This window comes from Pedobacter sp. HDW13 (genome assembly GCF_011303555.1).
Taxonomy (GTDB): Bacteria; Bacteroidota; Bacteroidia; order Sphingobacteriales; family Sphingobacteriaceae; genus Pedobacter.
Genome location: NZ_CP049868.1, coordinates 3,995,949 through 4,011,402, shown reverse-complemented (window position 1 = coordinate 4,011,402; position 15,454 = coordinate 3,995,949). Strand labels below are relative to the sequence as shown.

Genomic DNA, 15,454 nt, shown 5'->3' with positions numbered 1-15,454 from the left:
GAGATATACGTTAAGAGAACATGAAAGTTGCATTAATTACAGGAGGAAGTAAAGGAATTGGGCTCGGTATTGCCGAAGCCCTTTTAAAAGACGGTTATAAAGTAGCCATAACCAGCAGAACAATTGACGCAGCCAATAAGGCGGCATCCAGTTTAGTAGCTCATGGCGATATATTGGCTATTGAAGCCGATGTTAAAGACTTTAAATCGCAACAGGAAGCAGTAAGCCTGATTATTCAGAAATGGGGGCGGCTGGATGTACTGATTGCCAACGCAGGTGTGGGACACTTCGCTCCCATTGATGAACTGGACATCAATTTATGGAACGAAATTATTGATACCAACTTAACCGGTGTTTTTTACAGTATTAAAGCCAGTGTAGAGGAAATCAAAAAAACACAGGGGCATATTTTCACCATTTCGAGTTTGGCAGGCACTAACTTCTTTGCAGGCGGTTCGGCTTACAATGCCAGTAAATTTGGTTTAACCGGCTTTACACAGGCAGTAATGTTAGATTTAAGAAAATACGGCGTTAAGGTAAGCACCATTATGCCGGGTTCGGTAGCCAGTCATTTTAACGACCACAACCCCGATGCGGAGGCCGATTCCTGGAAAATACAGCCTGAAGATATGGGCAAGCTCCTGGTAGATTTATTGTCCATGCCAGCCAGAACCTTGCCAAGTAAGGTAGAAATAAGGCCAACAACCCGAAGGGATAGGAAAATCTGAGATTTGAGATTAAAGATTTAGCACGCGTTGGCATTCCTCAAATCTCACATCTATTCATAAAAAAAAGGCTTTTGAGAAAACTCAAAAGCCTTTTTTTTATGATTCTTTAAAGAATGCTTATTCAGCAACTACTTCGAAAGGAACTTGAACTTTAACTTCTTTGTGTAAGTTTAAGTTAGCAACATATTCGCCAACAAATTTAGGTTCAGTTTCGAAAGTAATACGACGACGGTCTACATCAAAGCCTTGAGCTTTTAATGCTTCAGCAATCTGGATGGTGTTAACCGCTCCGAAGATTTTTCCGCTTTCGCCAGCTTTAGCACCGATTGAAAGTTTAACAGCAGTTAAACGCTCAGCAACACCTTCAGCATCTTTCTTAATTTTATCTTGTTTAAAAGCAGCTTGCTTTAAGTTTTCTGCTAATACTTTTTTAGCAGAAGAAGTAGCCAATGCAGCAAATCCTTGAGGGATTAAATAGTTACGGCCAAAACCTGGCTTTACTGTAACTACATCATCTTTCTCACCAAGGCCTTTAATATCTTGTTTTAAAATAATTTCCATATCTCTAGCCTCCTATTTTAATTGATCAGCAACGAAAGGTAACAAACCGATGTGACGGGCACGTTTTACAGCCTGAGCCACTTTACGTTGGAATTTTAACGAAGTACCAGTTAAACGGCGTGGTAATAATTTACCTTGATCGTTAATGAATTTCAACAAGAAGTTTGCATCCTTGTAATCGATATATTTAATTCCGTTTTTCTTGAAACGGCAATATTTTTTACGGTTATCCTCTACTTTAGGGGCAGTTACGTATTGAATTTGTTCTCTTGCCATTACGCTGCAACCTCCTTAGTTTTTTTGTTAAAAGCACCACTACGCTTTTTCTCATTGTAAGCAACAGCGTGTTTGTCTAAACGGATAGTTAAGAAACGTAACACACGCTCATCGCGTTTTAATTGAAGCTCTAATTTTGCGATCAAATCACCTGAAGCTTTGTATTCAGTTAAGTTGAAGAAACCATTTGACTTTTTGTCAATTGGATACGCTAATTTTCTCAAACCCCAATTATCCTCCTGGATAATTTCGGCACCGTTATCAGTAAGAATCGCTTTGAATTTAGCTAATGCCTCTTTCGCAGCTTCTTCAGATAACAACGGGGTTAGAACGATAACAGTTTCGTACTGATTCATTGTTATAAATTATGTTTTTAATTTTTTAATCCCGAGGTATATTACGGGGATGCAAAAGTAACAATATATTTCTTAAAATCAAACGATTAATCAGAATATATGAGGTACTGGATGAATGTGCCCCTATAGCACCGCGAAAAATCATCTTATTTTACGAAGTAATATGTAAAGAAACTATTGAAGATGAGTAATAAGACACCTTTCAGACCTCCATCAAATGCTATTAAATCTAAAGATGCAGGCTAAATAAAACTGTCATACGTTAATTCTGATAAAGGAATCAAAAAATTATGTCGAATTTTATTTTATGAAAAGCTATCGTTTCCGTTTTAACAACAGCAAAAAAACTCCAGCTATACTGCTTTGGTTTTTTGCTGCCTTGCTCACTGTTACACTAACTGGTACCACCCTTGTTTTATTACCAAATTCGCACCCGATTTTCCCAGCTTGGCTATTGCTAATTTACTTACCATTAACATTAATAGCCATTTACAAATTGTTTAAAGCAGCCTCCGAAAGACAGTCGACAGAAACTATTTCTCTAAGCAAAGAAGGCTTTAATAGTGCTAGTTTTGGAACCGTCCTATTTTCTGAAATACATTCCATTCAGGTACCTGTGAGGGAAATAGGACAATTGGGTGGACTACAGCACGACTATTACAAAAAAACGGATGCTGATTCACCTAATCTTGAATTTTCGATCACCACCAGGGATGAAAGAATATTAAGTTTAATATTGAATGAGTGGGGTGGGCTTTACAACTTGCAAGAAGACTTCTCCATTTTCTTCAACTTTCTCACAGCTCTAACCGATCAGCTGTATCAACTTTATCACGCCAAGGAGCCCTATAAGAGTTACTTAAAAATTCTTGATGACAAAGGGTCCTGGAAAAGGCTGGGCTAAAAAAAAGGAGATTATCTATCCGACAATCTCCCTAATCAATTAGCTGTTAGTTTTTAGTAAGTTTCGATCGTTTTAACAAAACTCTCATCTTTAAACTTTACTACGAAAGTTAACGATCTTGAATCTGTTTTGCTGATATTGAACTTTTTAGTTAACTGAGCTTTATCTTTAAATGATTCTGCATAAACCTCGTCGTTGTATTCGTTGTAAACTTTTACTTCGATTGGGCTTTTATCCAGGTTGTTTAAGCTAAGCGTAACTACATCGTCTGTTTTAGTATAAACCGGTTTAAATACATTTGCAATTTTTGGCTCAGAAACAATTGCCTCACCATTTTCAATTACTACATTATATTTTGCAAGTTTAGATTCCGATTCTACTTTTAGCACATATTTCCCATCAGGAAGTGCATTTAAATCATATACTTTACTTGTTGTTGCAGAAGCATGAATGCTTTCTTCGAACAATACTTCATCATCGGCACCTACCAATGATAAATTTAGATCTTCTGCTTTGTCTGCAGAAAAACGGATAAACTTTTCCTTTTCACCTTTTACTTTTAAAGTAAAATCATCATCGTTAGCGTGTACACCCGTAGCAGTAAAAAATAACGCTGCTATTAAACCGATTTTTAAGAACTTTTTCATAACCAAATATTTTAAAGAGTTAATTACTATATGATGGTACTAAGGTAGATATAGCATTAATGTTTAGACGATTGCATATTGGCCTATATCTATGCTATATTACCCCCAATTCAGTCATATTTTCGTAAAACACATAATTCAGCATATTTTTGATGTATTTTAGTAAATAAAATTGATCAGCATGAAACCAAGTTTTGAAGTTGTCGAACCTTCTTTCGGGAGTTCTTTTTATTACTCGAAATACATCGCTAATGAAAACAACATGGCCCATTTGTGGCACTATCATCCCGAAATTGAAATGGTTTTTGTAAACGGTGGTACGGGCAAAAGGCAAATCGGCAGTCATGTTTCTTACTACACCGAAGGTGATTTGATTTTAATTGGCAGTAATTTGCCTCATTGCGGTTTCACCGATACCAATACAGGCAATAAAAACGAAACCGTAATCCAGATGAAGCCCGAGTTTTTGGGCTCCGGTTTTTTAGGCCTTCAGGAAACTAAAGGTATTCAGGAATTATTTGATAAAGCAAAGGGTGGTATTGCATTTGGTAATGAAACCAAAGCCCTTGTGGGCGATAAAATAGAAATGATGGATGACCAGCCTCCTTTTGAACGCTTGCTATCCTTATTATATGTATTAAAAGTGCTCGAAAACGCAAAGGACTATAAAATTTTAAATGCCCGGGGCTTTTCGATGGAAATGCAGGTACAGGATAACGACCGCATTAACATGATCTTCAACTTTGTGAAAGACCATTTTCAGGAACCCATCAGTTTGCACGATATTGCAGAAATGTCGAGCATGACTGTCCCGTCATTTTGCCGGTATTTTAAAAAAATTACAAAAAAAACTTTTACCCATTTTGTAAACGAGTACCGCGTGGTGCACGCTTCCAAGTTATTGGCAGAAAAACCGGTAAGCATAGCCAATATTGCCTACGAAAGTGGTTTTAACAATTTTAGTCACTTTAATAAGTTGTTTAAAGAATTTACGGGTAAAAGTGCATCTGAATACAGGCACGAACTGAAAGCGATTATGAAATAAATCAAAAACGCTGTTTAAAGAAGGTATATTGCAACATGAAAAAACGTTTTCTATTTTTATTGGTTAATTTGATCAGTCTCGCCTCCTTTGCCCAATATATAGAGATTAACCAGGTAAACTGCAAAATAAGCGATACCGAGCAAAAGAAAATAGAGAAGCTGATTGCCTACGAGCGCATGTTCTGCAATGAAATTTTCGAAACCCACCAGAACACTACTGCGCCGGTAAAAATAAACCTCTATGGAAAGAGTAAAGATTACCGCTTAGAACAGAAAAAATACAATGTACCTGCCAGCAGCGATGGCTTTTATATCGATGCCATTAATGAGGCCTTTGTTTACAAGAACCGTGATTTTATATCGGTTGCCCTGCACGAAGCCAGCCACAGTATTTTTCAGTTTAATTTTAAAAAATCGCCCAGATGGTTAAACGAAGGACTTGCCGAATTTTTCGAAACACTCGATTTTGACAGCGAAGGCAATTTATATGCTTACCCACAGAGCATGCGTATTAAAAGCATAAAAGCAGGTATAGATTTAAAAGACAGCGAGCGGTTAAAAAAGTTTTTCAATATTTATGGCGGTTCATTTTATGGGCACGAGGTTCGCGATAATTACAACACTGCTTATAGTATTATTTATTTTTTCGTTAAAGGTAAAAGAACCGAGATTTTAAAAAAAATCATCAGGCTTACCAACCAGGGCTACGACACAGAAAAAGCCATAGCGCAGGTTTTTGGCAGTTTTGAGTCGTTCGAAGAAAGCTATAAACTATTTTACAATTATCACCAATAACAGTTTAATTTGGTCATTCAGCTTTTATCTTATTCCAATCTTACGTTTTATAACTTTTCCACATTCCAGTTAGCCCACATTTCAACTCATAAAAAATTCCTATTTTCGTGCCGATGGAAAATTTTATCGTTTCTGCCCGTAAATACCGCCCAGCCACGTTCGAAACCGTAGTTGGCCAGCAGCACATTACGGGTACTTTAAAAAACGCCATCAAAAACAACCAACTGGCACAGGCATTTTTATTTTGCGGTCCGCGTGGTGTGGGTAAAACCACTTGTGCACGTATTCTCGCCAAAACCATTAACTGTACTAACCCTACAGCGGAAATGGAAGCCTGTGGTACTTGCGACAACTGCCTTTCTTTCCAGAACGGACATTCTTTTAATGTGCATGAGCTCGATGCGGCATCAAACAACTCGGTTGATGATATCCGTAGTTTAATTGAGCAGGTGCGCATACCGCCACAAGCCGGAAAATATAAGATCTATATCATTGATGAGGTTCACATGTTATCGCAAAGTGCATTTAATGCCTTTCTGAAAACTTTGGAGGAACCGCCTTCGTATGCTATTTTTATTCTGGCTACTACCGAGAAACACAAAATCCTGCCAACTATTTTATCACGTTGTCAGATTTTCGATTTCAATAGGATCCAGGTAGAAGATATTGCCAATCACTTATCAACCATTGCAAATCGCGAAAACATTGCTTTTGAAAGTGATGGTTTACATATTATTGCACAAAAAGCTGATGGTGGTTTACGTGATGCCCTTTCGATGTTCGATCAGATTGCCAGTTATGCCAATAAGAACATCACTTATAAAGCGGTAATCGACAACCTTAACATTTTAGATTACGATTACTTTTTTAAACTTACCTCTTTTTTAACCGCTGCCGAAGTTAGCCAAACACTGCTTTTGTTTGATGAAATATTGAACAATGGTTTCGATGGCAATAATTTTATCAACGGTTTAGCCAGCCATTTCCGTAATTTGCTGGTGGGTAAAGATAATGCTACCATTAAACTTTTAGAGGTTAGCGAAAACATCAAACAAAAATACTTAGATCAGTGCAGGCAAACAGAATTGTCGTTTCTGTTAACAGCTTTAAATCTGGCCAATACCTGCGATTTAAATTATAAAAACTCTAAAAACCAACGTTTACAGGTAGAGCTGGCATTAATTAAAATGTGCCATATCCGGTCGGTCGTCAATTTAGCACAACAACCCTTAAACCCTAGTAACACAGCAACTGACCAAGATCAGGATAAAAAAAAAACTAATGTCGTAGCTGAAAAAGCGGCACAAGCAGAAAGCATACAGCCGAAAACTGTAAGTGAAAGTGCTGCTCCGGCAACGGTAAATATCCCTAAGGCTGAAGTTCCAGCCAGCATACCTTTAAATAAACCCAGCGAAACACCAAGGGCAACTAGCATGCCTACGGCTACTTCCATCAGCATTAATATTCCGAAGCCCAGCGCGGCCGGTACCTTAATTCCCTCTTTAAATGATTTTGAACGTATAGCAGATGCAGACGATGATGGTAAGCCAAAAGCCATAACCGGCGAAGCACGGGAAATGTTTAGCTACGACCGTTTGCTGGAAGTATGGAACAATTACATACAGATTCTTAAAGCCGCCGATAAAATTAACCTGTTTACGATTCTGAATAATTTTGCTCCGGTACTTTTAAAGCCTGAGCTGATTGAAATCTCAGTAGAAAGTAAAACCCAGGAGCACCTGATCCAGCAGGAATCTGTTGAACTTTTAAATTATTTAAGAAACGAGCTTAGAAATTTCGGGATTTTGGTTACTTACAAACAAGTAGAACGCAAACTGGAAAACAGGCTGTACGGTAACCGCGAAAAATACGATTACCTGGTCAATAAAAATCCAAAACTAGATGAGTTGCGCAGGAGGTTTAATTTAGATATTAACCCTTAACATGAATTACGAAAAAAAACCTGACACCAAAGCTTTTATAAAGATAGGCTTATTGGCTGGTCTGTTTTTTTGCTTCTTTTTTGGCATTGCATCAACCTTCCTTTACGACTTACATGCCGCATTAATAATGGGCCCCATTAGTGGACTAATATTCGGATTGTTCATGGGATTAATGCTTTACTTTTTTTCAAAATCGAAAAAAGTAAATGATCAGACAAAATTAGAGGGAGTTAACGAAACTGATATCGTTTACGCAGGTGCTTCAAATCATTTTATAAAACGGGAGGCTGTAGGAGGAAAGTTGTACTTGCTAAACGATCGTTTAGTATTTAAATCCCATAGTTTAAATATCCAGAACCATACCCTTTCTATTCAAATCGATAATATAAATGAAGTTTCATTTTTTAGTCCGCTGGGAATAGTTAAAAATGGGTTGCAGCTTACGTTAAAAGACGGTGCAATTGAAAAATTTGTAGTCAACAATAGGAACATCTGGAAACAACATATCGAACAATTCATTCAATAGGTTTGTATTCAAACAAAAAGCAGGACTACACTGAAGTAACCCTGCTTTTCCATTTATATGATTGTTTCGTCAAATCACCATACTCACGATGGTGTGCTATTGACTATTTTTGAGGCATATCGTTAACCGGATAACCTTCCTCATCCAAATCATCGCGGCTATCTTCTGGTGTACGGGCAAGAATTTTATCTTCAGGGCTTAGCTTTACGCTTTGTCCTTCATCTACGTGCATACCCAGTTCTTCCAGATCATCGTTGGCAATTTCTTCATCGCGTGCATATTCATCACCTACATAAGGATTGGCCTCATCGTAGGTAGAATCATCATCACGGGCACCGGCCGCTACTGTTTCATAACCCATCGGGTGATCGTAATCTTCATCTGTACCTTTTACATCAAGCTCGTAACTCTGCTTGCTTTCGTTATATGATAAGTTCTCCCTGTTAATTCCACCATGCTCGGTAGTACTATGCAGTTTATCGCGTGAAGGTTTATTATTTGCCATGTGATGGGTCTCCTATAATTTAATATGAATATAACAAAATGATAGGAATAAGGTTTGTTAATGCAAGCACAATCTTAAAATTATTTGGGTAAAGCTGAGATACTTTATTACTGCAGCTTTAAAACAAAAGCGCCCCAATAATAATATCGGGGCGCTTCTTCTAAATGTTAATAATGCCTATAACGATGCTAAAGCAGCATTTAATGTTTCGCTAGGACGCATGGCTTTGCTGGCCAGTTCATCATTCGGGTTATAGTAACCGCCAATGTTTTGTGGTTTGCCTTGCGAGCCGATCAACTCTTCGTTGATTTTAGCTTCGTTTTCAGTTAAGGCTTTTGCCAATGGTGCAAATCTGGCTTGCAAATCAGCATCTTTAGTTTGCGCAGCCAAAGCTTCAGCCCAATATAAAGCTAAATAGAAATGCGAACCACGGTTATCAATGGTACCCAGTTTTCTACCAGGTGATTTATCAGTTGCCAGGAATTTAGCATTTGCTTCATCCAAAGCATCAGCTAAGATTTGTGCTTTCGTATTATTTTGCGTTTGCGATAAGTGCTCTAAAGAAGCCTGAAGCGCTAAAAATTCACCCAACGAATCCCAGCGCAGGTAACCTTCTTCAATAAACTGCTCAATGTGTTTAGGAGCAGAACCACCGGCACCGGTTTCGAATAAACCACCACCATTCATTAACGGAACGATAGAAAGCATTTTGGCCGAAGTACCCAGTTCTAAAATCGGGAAAAGATCAGTTAAATAATCGCGCAATACGTTACCAGTAACCGAAATGGTGTCTTCACCTTTGCGGATACGCTCTAAAGTAAATTTAGTAGCTTCAACCGGCGCTAAAATGCGGATATCCAAACCAGTGGTATCGTAGTTTTTTAAATAGGTATTTACTTTAGCAATAATCTCCCTGTCGTGTGCTCTTTTTTCATCTAACCAGAAAACAGCTGGTGTTTCAGATAAACGGGCCCGCGTAACCGCTAATTTAACCCAGTCTTGAATTGGGGCATCTTTAGTCTGGCACATGCGGAAGATATCGCCTTTTTCTACCTGCTGATCGAAAAATACTTTACCATCGGCATCAGTTACACGGATTATTCCGCTTGCAGTAGCCTGGAAAGTTTTATCGTGAGATCCGTATTCTTCTGCTTTTTGTGCCATTAAACCAACATTAGGTACCGACCCCATAGTAGTTACATCAAAAGCACCATGCGCTTTACAGTCATCAATTGTTGCAGTATAAACACCTGCATAACAACGATCTGGAATTAAAGCAATAGTATCTTGCGATTTGCCTTCTTTATTCCACATCTGGCCCGAAGTACGGATCATGGCTGGCATCGAAGCATCCACAATTACATCACTCGGTACGTGTAGGTTGGTAATGCCTTTATCAGAGTTTACCATGGCTAAAGCCGGACCATTTTCAATCGCTTGCGCCAATGCAGCTTCTACTTCAGCCTGTTTAGCATTACCAGCAATTTTGGCATATACATCGCCTAAACCGTTGCGAGTATCAACGTTAAGTTCTTTAAATAAATCAGCATATTTAGCAAAAACATCGGCAAAGTAAACTTCAACAATGGCGCCAAAAATAATCGGGTCAGAAACCTTCATCATGGTTGCCTTTAAGTGAGCCGATAATAACACACCAGCAGCTTTAGCTTCGGCAATTTCTTTGGCTACAAAAGCTTTCAAGGCTGATAAACTCAAAGCAGAGCTATCAATCACCTCACCAGCTTTTAATGGCGATAAACCTTTTAATTCGGTAACCGCCCCATCAGCGCCTACAAATTCAATTTTAAACTGGCTGGCAGCTTCGATTGTTACCGATTTTTCTGAGCCGTAAAAATCACCTTCAGTCATGCTGGCTACTCTTGTTTTAGAATCGGCCGACCATTTACCCATCGAATGAGGGTTTTGCTTTGCATAGTTTTTAACTGCCTTAGGTGCTCTACGATCAGAGTTGCCTTCGCGTAAAACCGGGTTAACGGCCGAACCTAAAACTTTTGCATATTTAGCTTTAATTGCTTTTTCTTCTTCGCTCTGTGCATTATCAGGATAGTTTGGCAAGGCAAAACCTTGTGCCTGTAACTCAGTAATAGCACCTACTAATTGTGGGATAGAGGCAGAAATATTTGGTAATTTAATAATATTTGCTTCCGGAGTGGTTGCCAATGCACCAAGCTCTGCTAAAGCATCACCAATTTTTTGGTCGTCTTTTAAATACTCAGGAAAGTTCGCCAAAATTCTTCCTGCTAAAGAAATATCTCTGGTTTCTACATCAATACCTGCTGATGCGGTAAAAGCTTGTACAATAGGTAAAAGTGAGTAGGTTGCCAACATTGGCGCCTCATCGGTTTTGGTGTAGATAATTTTTGATGTATTTGACATGTTTATATTGATTTTGCTTATTAAGGTTAAATATCCGACTGGTTTGACAGATTTGTAAACCAATCTTTTTAAAATCGCCTAAAGATAAAATAATCAGCTGAATTAAGGAACACCGTATTGTTATTTATGACCTCAAAAAAGCATATAATTGTGTTAGTATTTGCTCTTTTTAAATAAAAAAAAGATTCCGCGTCAAAAGATCAATATAGTTAATTAAGGGTACTAATCTTATTTTAAGTTAAAGGCTACCTAATCGAAAATGAAAAAAGCGACGAAAAAACATAAAAAGGTTAGTGTAAAAATTTTATGGCGATAGCAAGCACTTAATGTTTTAGTTATAAATTTAATCTATCCGGAATCTCATACTCAATTGGTAGCAATAGGCTATAGAATTTTAGATTAACACACACAAATGAAAAAAAATCAAAAATTTAGTGCATTGTTTTTCGCTTTGCTCCTACTTTCGCTGTTTATTTACAGCTGCTCGCCTAAATTGTATGTAGATGAAAGCAAACGTTACGAAGCCGGATCGTTAACCGATACCCAGGTAGATTCGTTACATCTTTATCTCAAAGAAAACCAGCGCGTTGTCCTAAAAGATACCATTATCATTAAGTACGATTTTAATAACGATGATTGCTGGAGAGATTTAAATTATCAGAATGCCGATTTTTTGAACAATGTGAGATGGACATTTCAGAAAAATATTATCGAAAAAGCACAGGCCCGTCCAAAAGTTGCCATATACCAATATCGCCAGGTTGGCAAAAACTTCAGTCAGGTAAAATCAAAAGGGTTGGAAATAGAAACTGATTCAGGATTTCTAAAAAAGATGTTTTTTAATGAGGTAACTACCTGCGGCACTTCGGCCATTATCCTCCCTACCGGAAAATTCCTTCTGGTAAAATCCGATCCTCAGTTTTCAGCCTTATTGCTCAACAACAAAGAGATTGAAAAAAAATTACTCGAAAACCTGGTTAAGTAATCTGTTATATTTCAACAATTTAAGCTACAGAAAACATTTTAACATTTCATTAACTAAATATTTGGTTACAATGCTCTAATTTAGTTTAACTAATCATTTACATAACCTCTTAGATCACTATTGTAAAATTCAAAATACCAGCTAACGATCTTTCAATCAGATCAATTCAGTAATCAGATTAGTTAGCCATCCACATAAACCATATCTAAATAAATATATACGCTCTCAGGGAAAGTGCCTAATGGTACTTTCCTTTATTGTTTATTGATCACTTTAAACTTGTTCCAGTCACAAAATACCTGATAAACTTATATTTTGATAGAATAACCTGTAAATTTATTGGCCAATGTATGGCTAAACCTTCAAGCACCAATTTCATTGAAACCGAACCTTATCTTATTGCTAAGTTTAATTTCTTTTACCAGCCTTGCGCAAACCCTAAAACCCGATTCAACCAAAAAGTTAGAAGAAATAACTGTTAAAGGATATTACAACCACCAACCTTTACTACGATCTGTATCAGCCGTAAGCCTTGTTGATAGCAACCAGATTAAAAACCAGTCTGGCAATTCGCTGGTAAGCACCTTAAACACGGTTACTGGTGTACGCATGGAAGAACGCTCGCCTGGTAGTTACCGCCTGTCGCTCCGAGGAAGTTTACTTCGCTCACCATTTGGGATTCGCAATATCAAAATTTATGTAGACGATTTTCCATTAACCGATGCAGGCGGCAATACTTATTTAAATGCACTCGATGTAGTTGCAGTAGGTAATCTGGAAATTTACAAAGGTCCGGAGGCCAGCATATTTGGTGCAAGTACGGGAGGCGCTATACTGATTACCCCTCCAAACATTAATAGTAACGAAATCTATGCCGTTGTACAAGCAGGATCTTACGGCCTTTTTCACCAAACAGCTTCAATTAAACGACAGTTTAAAAATTACAGTTTTAGTATTAGCGAAGGATATCAAAAAAGCACAGGTTTTCGTCAGAATAGTGCATTAAACCGCAAGTATATTCAAATGCAACAACAGTGGAATTATAACCCTTTTGGTAGTTTAAAAGCATTTATTTTTTACAGCGATCTTAATTACAAAACACCGGGAGGCTTAACTTCCGCGCAATTGGAACAGGACCCTAAACTGGCCAGGCCGGCAACCCCTACTCTACCCGGCGCTATTACACAGCAAGCAGCTATTTATAACAAAACTGCTTTTGGAGGACTTTCTAATTCCTATCAAATTAATTCGCATTTAAAACACGTAATTGCATTATTCACCACCTATACTGATTTTAAAAATCCTTTTATTACCAACTACGAGCAACGTTATGAAAGCACCCTTGGGCTGAGGACATTTTTAGCTTATGATGCAGAAAAGGAAGGCTTCAAATTTGGTGTACAAATAGGTGTAGAAAGTTCTGGAACAAAAAGCCAAATTAAAAACTTCAACAATAATGCCGGGGAACCAGCAGCCATGCTAGCTTCCGATCGCCTAAAAGCGAATCAGGACTTTGCTTACCTCCGCTTAAATTTCGATTTCAACAATAAATTATTAGTTGAGCTTGCTTCCAGTTTAAATTTCTTCAATTACAACTATGAAAGTTATTTCCCTTTAACCATCGCTACTAAAAGTCGGAAATTTGCCCCACAGTTTATGCCTAAAGTGGCATTATCTTATCTGATCAGCCAAAACCTCTCGGCCAGGGCTTCTGTCAGCAGAGGCTATTCTCCGCCTACTATTGCTGAAGTACGTTCCTCAGACAATAATATCAATAACGACTTGCAGGCCGAACGAGGCTGGAACTATGAGCTTGGCCTCCGTTACAAAACAAAAAACAACCGTATTTATATTAATAGTAATATTTTCGGCTATCGTTTACAAGATGCAATTGTTAGAAGGCTAAATCAGAATGATGCAGAATATTTTATTAACGCAGGCGGCACTAAACAACAGGGGCTTGAGCTCGAAACAACCATCTGGATCGTTAAAAACCAGCATTCTTTCCTGACCGGTTTACAGTTGAGAAGCAATTACACCTACAGCCATTTCAGGTTTGAAAATTTTATCAACGGCACTTCGGTTTACAGCGGCAATAAACTCACAGGGGTACCAGCACACACTGTGGTAAATAGTCTCGAATTTAACTTTCCAAAAGATTTTTACCTCTTTGTGCAACATAATTACACCTCCAGCATCCCATTAAACGATGCCAATACGGTATTTGCCAAACGGTATCATCTGGTAGAAGCCAAAGCAGGTATCAGAAACTTAAGGATAGCTAAAACTCATTTAGAATTGTTCGGCGGAGTAAATAACCTCCTCAATGTAAATTACAGTTTAGGCAACGACTTAAATGCTGCGAACGGCAGATATTTTAACCCGGCAGCTGGCATTAATTTTTATACGGGTTTATCTGTAAAACTGTAATAAAATAGCATTATGTATTACCTACATGATGCTATAGCGAACGCCATCATTAAAATGCTTTTTTTGCACCCGTGTCTTTAATAGCCAGTTCAGTAAAATTTAAGTTTCTAATCTTTTAACGAACAGCTGCCACCGCGGCAACCGACAACACAAAATTGCATACAGGAGGAGACTTCAGTCGGAATCTAAATATTTATAGTCGATTATAAACGTTTATACACGGAAAATATGCGTTTAAAGATTACAAATAAAGTTTTTATTTTTTTGTGTAAAAAGAGGAGAAAAAATTTGGCTGGCCTGATGATATAAATATTTTTTTTTATTGCTCAAGAGATTGCTAGTTTTATGGCTTTATGATAAACTACAACGACAGAATTTTCAGGGCGGTTAGCAATACTGAGAACGGAGAAACATCAGATCAAACTGTTTTTAAATATAAACAGAACGGCCATTTGCTTAGCGCCGAATATTTTGGCGGGAAAATTAAATACGGCCATTTAATTGGCCTAGTTGATGAAAATGGAAATATTGATATGCGTTATCATCAGGTAAATGATGCCGGTACATTAATGACCGGAATCTGCAATTCTAAACCTGAGTACCTGCCAAATGGCAAAATCAGGCTGCATGAAACATGGCAATGGACCTCAGGTGATTGTTCAAACGGGGAATCAATTATTGAAGAACAATAAAAAATCGATGTGCATTAATTATGCGTGTAAAGGGAATTTAACCATCCTTCCTCCAGCACTGTTAGCCGCAATAAAAAGGGCATACAGTCCCCTAGGTTACCAAATCAGTAACTACCGCCAGGAAGCAGAGAGCAAAGTATATTGCGCTGCAACTTTCGGGTTAAACCAGTTAAAGGTTAAGTACCGCGAAGCTAAAATTACCCCTACAAAAACCGGGCAGTTTGTGAGTATCTGGAAACGGGATGAAAAAAGCATTACCGCTCCATTTAATGCTTCAGATGATTTCGATTTGTTGATTATTTCAGTAGAAAACGAAGACTTGAGCGGGCAGTTTATTTTCCCAAAAGCAATATTAATACAACAGAAGATAATAACACATAATAAAGTAACAGGTAAAAGAGGAATCCGCCTTTATCCGCCCTGGGATATGCCGACCAGTAAGCAAGCCATTAAAACACAACAATGGCAGAACAAATATTTTTTACTTATTTCAAATCAATCTCCATTGGCTGTTTCACTCACCAAAAAACTTTTAAACCCGTAAACTGGTTACGGTAACCAATAGAATAATTAAAAGAAAGCGCCATCTTTGCAATTATCATTAAATTAAACTTAGCAAGTTTCGGGTAGTTTGCCCTTTCTTTACCAGGTACTTTTGGATATAA

Annotated in this window: 16 protein-coding genes; 10 read left to right on the top strand and 6 right to left on the bottom strand. The window is 37.8% G+C overall.

Going from position 1 to position 15,454, the window contains the following annotated elements; genetic code table 11:
* Positions 1 to 20 precede the first annotated feature (20 nt).
* On the top strand, positions 21 to 728 hold the full coding sequence (locus G7074_RS16855; protein ID WP_166210073.1) for an SDR family oxidoreductase: 708 nt from the start codon (positions 21 to 23) through the stop codon (positions 726 to 728).
* A gap of 117 nt (positions 729 to 845) precedes the next feature.
* Here the strand turns inward: G7074_RS16855 and rplI are convergent, their stop codons facing one another.
* From rplI to rpsF, 3 genes are read right to left on the bottom strand one after another with little or no spacing between them, the layout of a single operon-like run.
* Positions 846 to 1,289 (bottom strand): 50S ribosomal protein L9, encoded by a 444-nt coding sequence (gene rplI, locus G7074_RS16850; RefSeq protein WP_039478206.1) that lies wholly within the window; start codon positions 1,287 to 1,289, stop codon positions 846 to 848.
* Positions 1,290 to 1,301: 12 nt separating this feature from the next.
* The gene (gene rpsR, locus G7074_RS16845; protein WP_010599582.1) at positions 1,302 to 1,565 is read right to left on the bottom strand and encodes a 30S ribosomal protein S18; all 264 of its coding nucleotides are present in this window, start codon (positions 1,563 to 1,565) and stop codon (positions 1,302 to 1,304) included.
* On the bottom strand, positions 1,565 to 1,921 hold the full coding sequence (gene rpsF, locus G7074_RS16840) for a 30S ribosomal protein S6 (protein ID WP_124560786.1): 357 nt from the start codon (positions 1,919 to 1,921) through the stop codon (positions 1,565 to 1,567). Before rpsF ends, rpsR begins: the two co-directional genes overlap by 1 nt.
* A 307-nt stretch (positions 1,922 to 2,228) precedes the next feature.
* Here rpsF and G7074_RS16835 point away from each other — a divergent pair, with 307 nt between their 5' ends.
* Complete coding sequence (locus G7074_RS16835) at positions 2,229 to 2,825, top strand: hypothetical protein (protein ID WP_166210070.1); 597 nt, start codon at positions 2,229 to 2,231, stop codon at positions 2,823 to 2,825.
* Positions 2,826 to 2,878: 53 nt separating this feature from the next.
* Here G7074_RS16835 and G7074_RS16830 read toward each other — a convergent pair whose 3' ends face one another.
* Positions 2,879 to 3,472: a hypothetical protein gene (locus G7074_RS16830; RefSeq protein WP_166210067.1), complete on the bottom strand. Its 594-nt coding sequence runs from the start codon at positions 3,470 to 3,472 to the stop codon at positions 2,879 to 2,881.
* A gap of 181 nt (positions 3,473 to 3,653) precedes the next feature.
* On the opposite strand from G7074_RS16830, the gene G7074_RS16825 reads away from it, so the two are divergent.
* The 4 genes from G7074_RS16825 to G7074_RS16810 all read left to right on the top strand — a co-directional run bounded on the left by G7074_RS16825 (position 3,654) and on the right by G7074_RS16810 (position 7,780).
* Complete coding sequence (locus G7074_RS16825; RefSeq protein ID WP_233603912.1) at positions 3,654 to 4,517, top strand: AraC family transcriptional regulator; 864 nt, start codon at positions 3,654 to 3,656, stop codon at positions 4,515 to 4,517.
* Between the two features lie 35 nt (positions 4,518 to 4,552).
* Positions 4,553 to 5,311: a DUF1570 domain-containing protein gene (locus tag G7074_RS16820; RefSeq protein WP_166210064.1), complete on the top strand. Its 759-nt coding sequence runs from the start codon at positions 4,553 to 4,555 to the stop codon at positions 5,309 to 5,311.
* Between the two features lie 113 nt (positions 5,312 to 5,424).
* Positions 5,425 to 7,254, top strand: a complete 1,830-nt coding sequence (locus G7074_RS16815) for a DNA polymerase III subunit gamma/tau (protein WP_124560791.1) — start codon at positions 5,425 to 5,427, stop codon at positions 7,252 to 7,254.
* 1 nt (position 7,255) lies between these two features.
* Positions 7,256 to 7,780: a hypothetical protein gene (locus tag G7074_RS16810; protein ID WP_166210061.1), complete on the top strand. Its 525-nt coding sequence runs from the start codon at positions 7,256 to 7,258 to the stop codon at positions 7,778 to 7,780.
* 103 nt (positions 7,781 to 7,883) lie between these two features.
* Here G7074_RS16810 and G7074_RS16805 read toward each other — a convergent pair whose 3' ends face one another.
* The gene (locus tag G7074_RS16805; RefSeq protein ID WP_124560793.1) at positions 7,884 to 8,285 is read right to left on the bottom strand and encodes a hypothetical protein; all 402 of its coding nucleotides are present in this window, start codon (positions 8,283 to 8,285) and stop codon (positions 7,884 to 7,886) included.
* Positions 8,286 to 8,462: 177 nt separating this feature from the next.
* On the bottom strand, positions 8,463 to 10,682 hold the full coding sequence (locus G7074_RS16800; RefSeq protein WP_166210059.1) for an NADP-dependent isocitrate dehydrogenase: 2,220 nt from the start codon (positions 10,680 to 10,682) through the stop codon (positions 8,463 to 8,465).
* A gap of 412 nt (positions 10,683 to 11,094) precedes the next feature.
* On the opposite strand from G7074_RS16800, the gene G7074_RS16795 reads away from it, so the two are divergent.
* From G7074_RS16795 to G7074_RS16780, 4 genes are all read left to right on the top strand, one after another.
* Positions 11,095 to 11,667, top strand: coding sequence for a hypothetical protein (locus tag G7074_RS16795; protein ID WP_124560795.1), 573 nt, complete (start codon positions 11,095 to 11,097; stop codon positions 11,665 to 11,667).
* 378 nt (positions 11,668 to 12,045) lie between these two features.
* Positions 12,046 to 14,097 (top strand): TonB-dependent receptor, encoded by a 2,052-nt coding sequence (locus tag G7074_RS16790; protein WP_166210056.1) that lies wholly within the window; start codon positions 12,046 to 12,048, stop codon positions 14,095 to 14,097.
* Positions 14,098 to 14,450: 353 nt separating this feature from the next.
* Positions 14,451 to 14,789 carry a n-acetylglutamate synthase gene (locus G7074_RS16785; RefSeq protein WP_124560797.1) on the top strand — a complete coding sequence of 113 codons (339 nt, stop codon included), beginning with the start codon at positions 14,451 to 14,453 and terminating at the stop codon, positions 14,787 to 14,789.
* Complete coding sequence (locus tag G7074_RS16780; protein ID WP_205944085.1) at positions 14,725 to 15,333, top strand: MepB family protein; 609 nt, start codon at positions 14,725 to 14,727, stop codon at positions 15,331 to 15,333. The genes G7074_RS16785 and G7074_RS16780 overlap by 65 nt, the downstream gene beginning before the upstream one ends.
* Positions 15,334 to 15,454 lie beyond the last annotated feature (121 nt).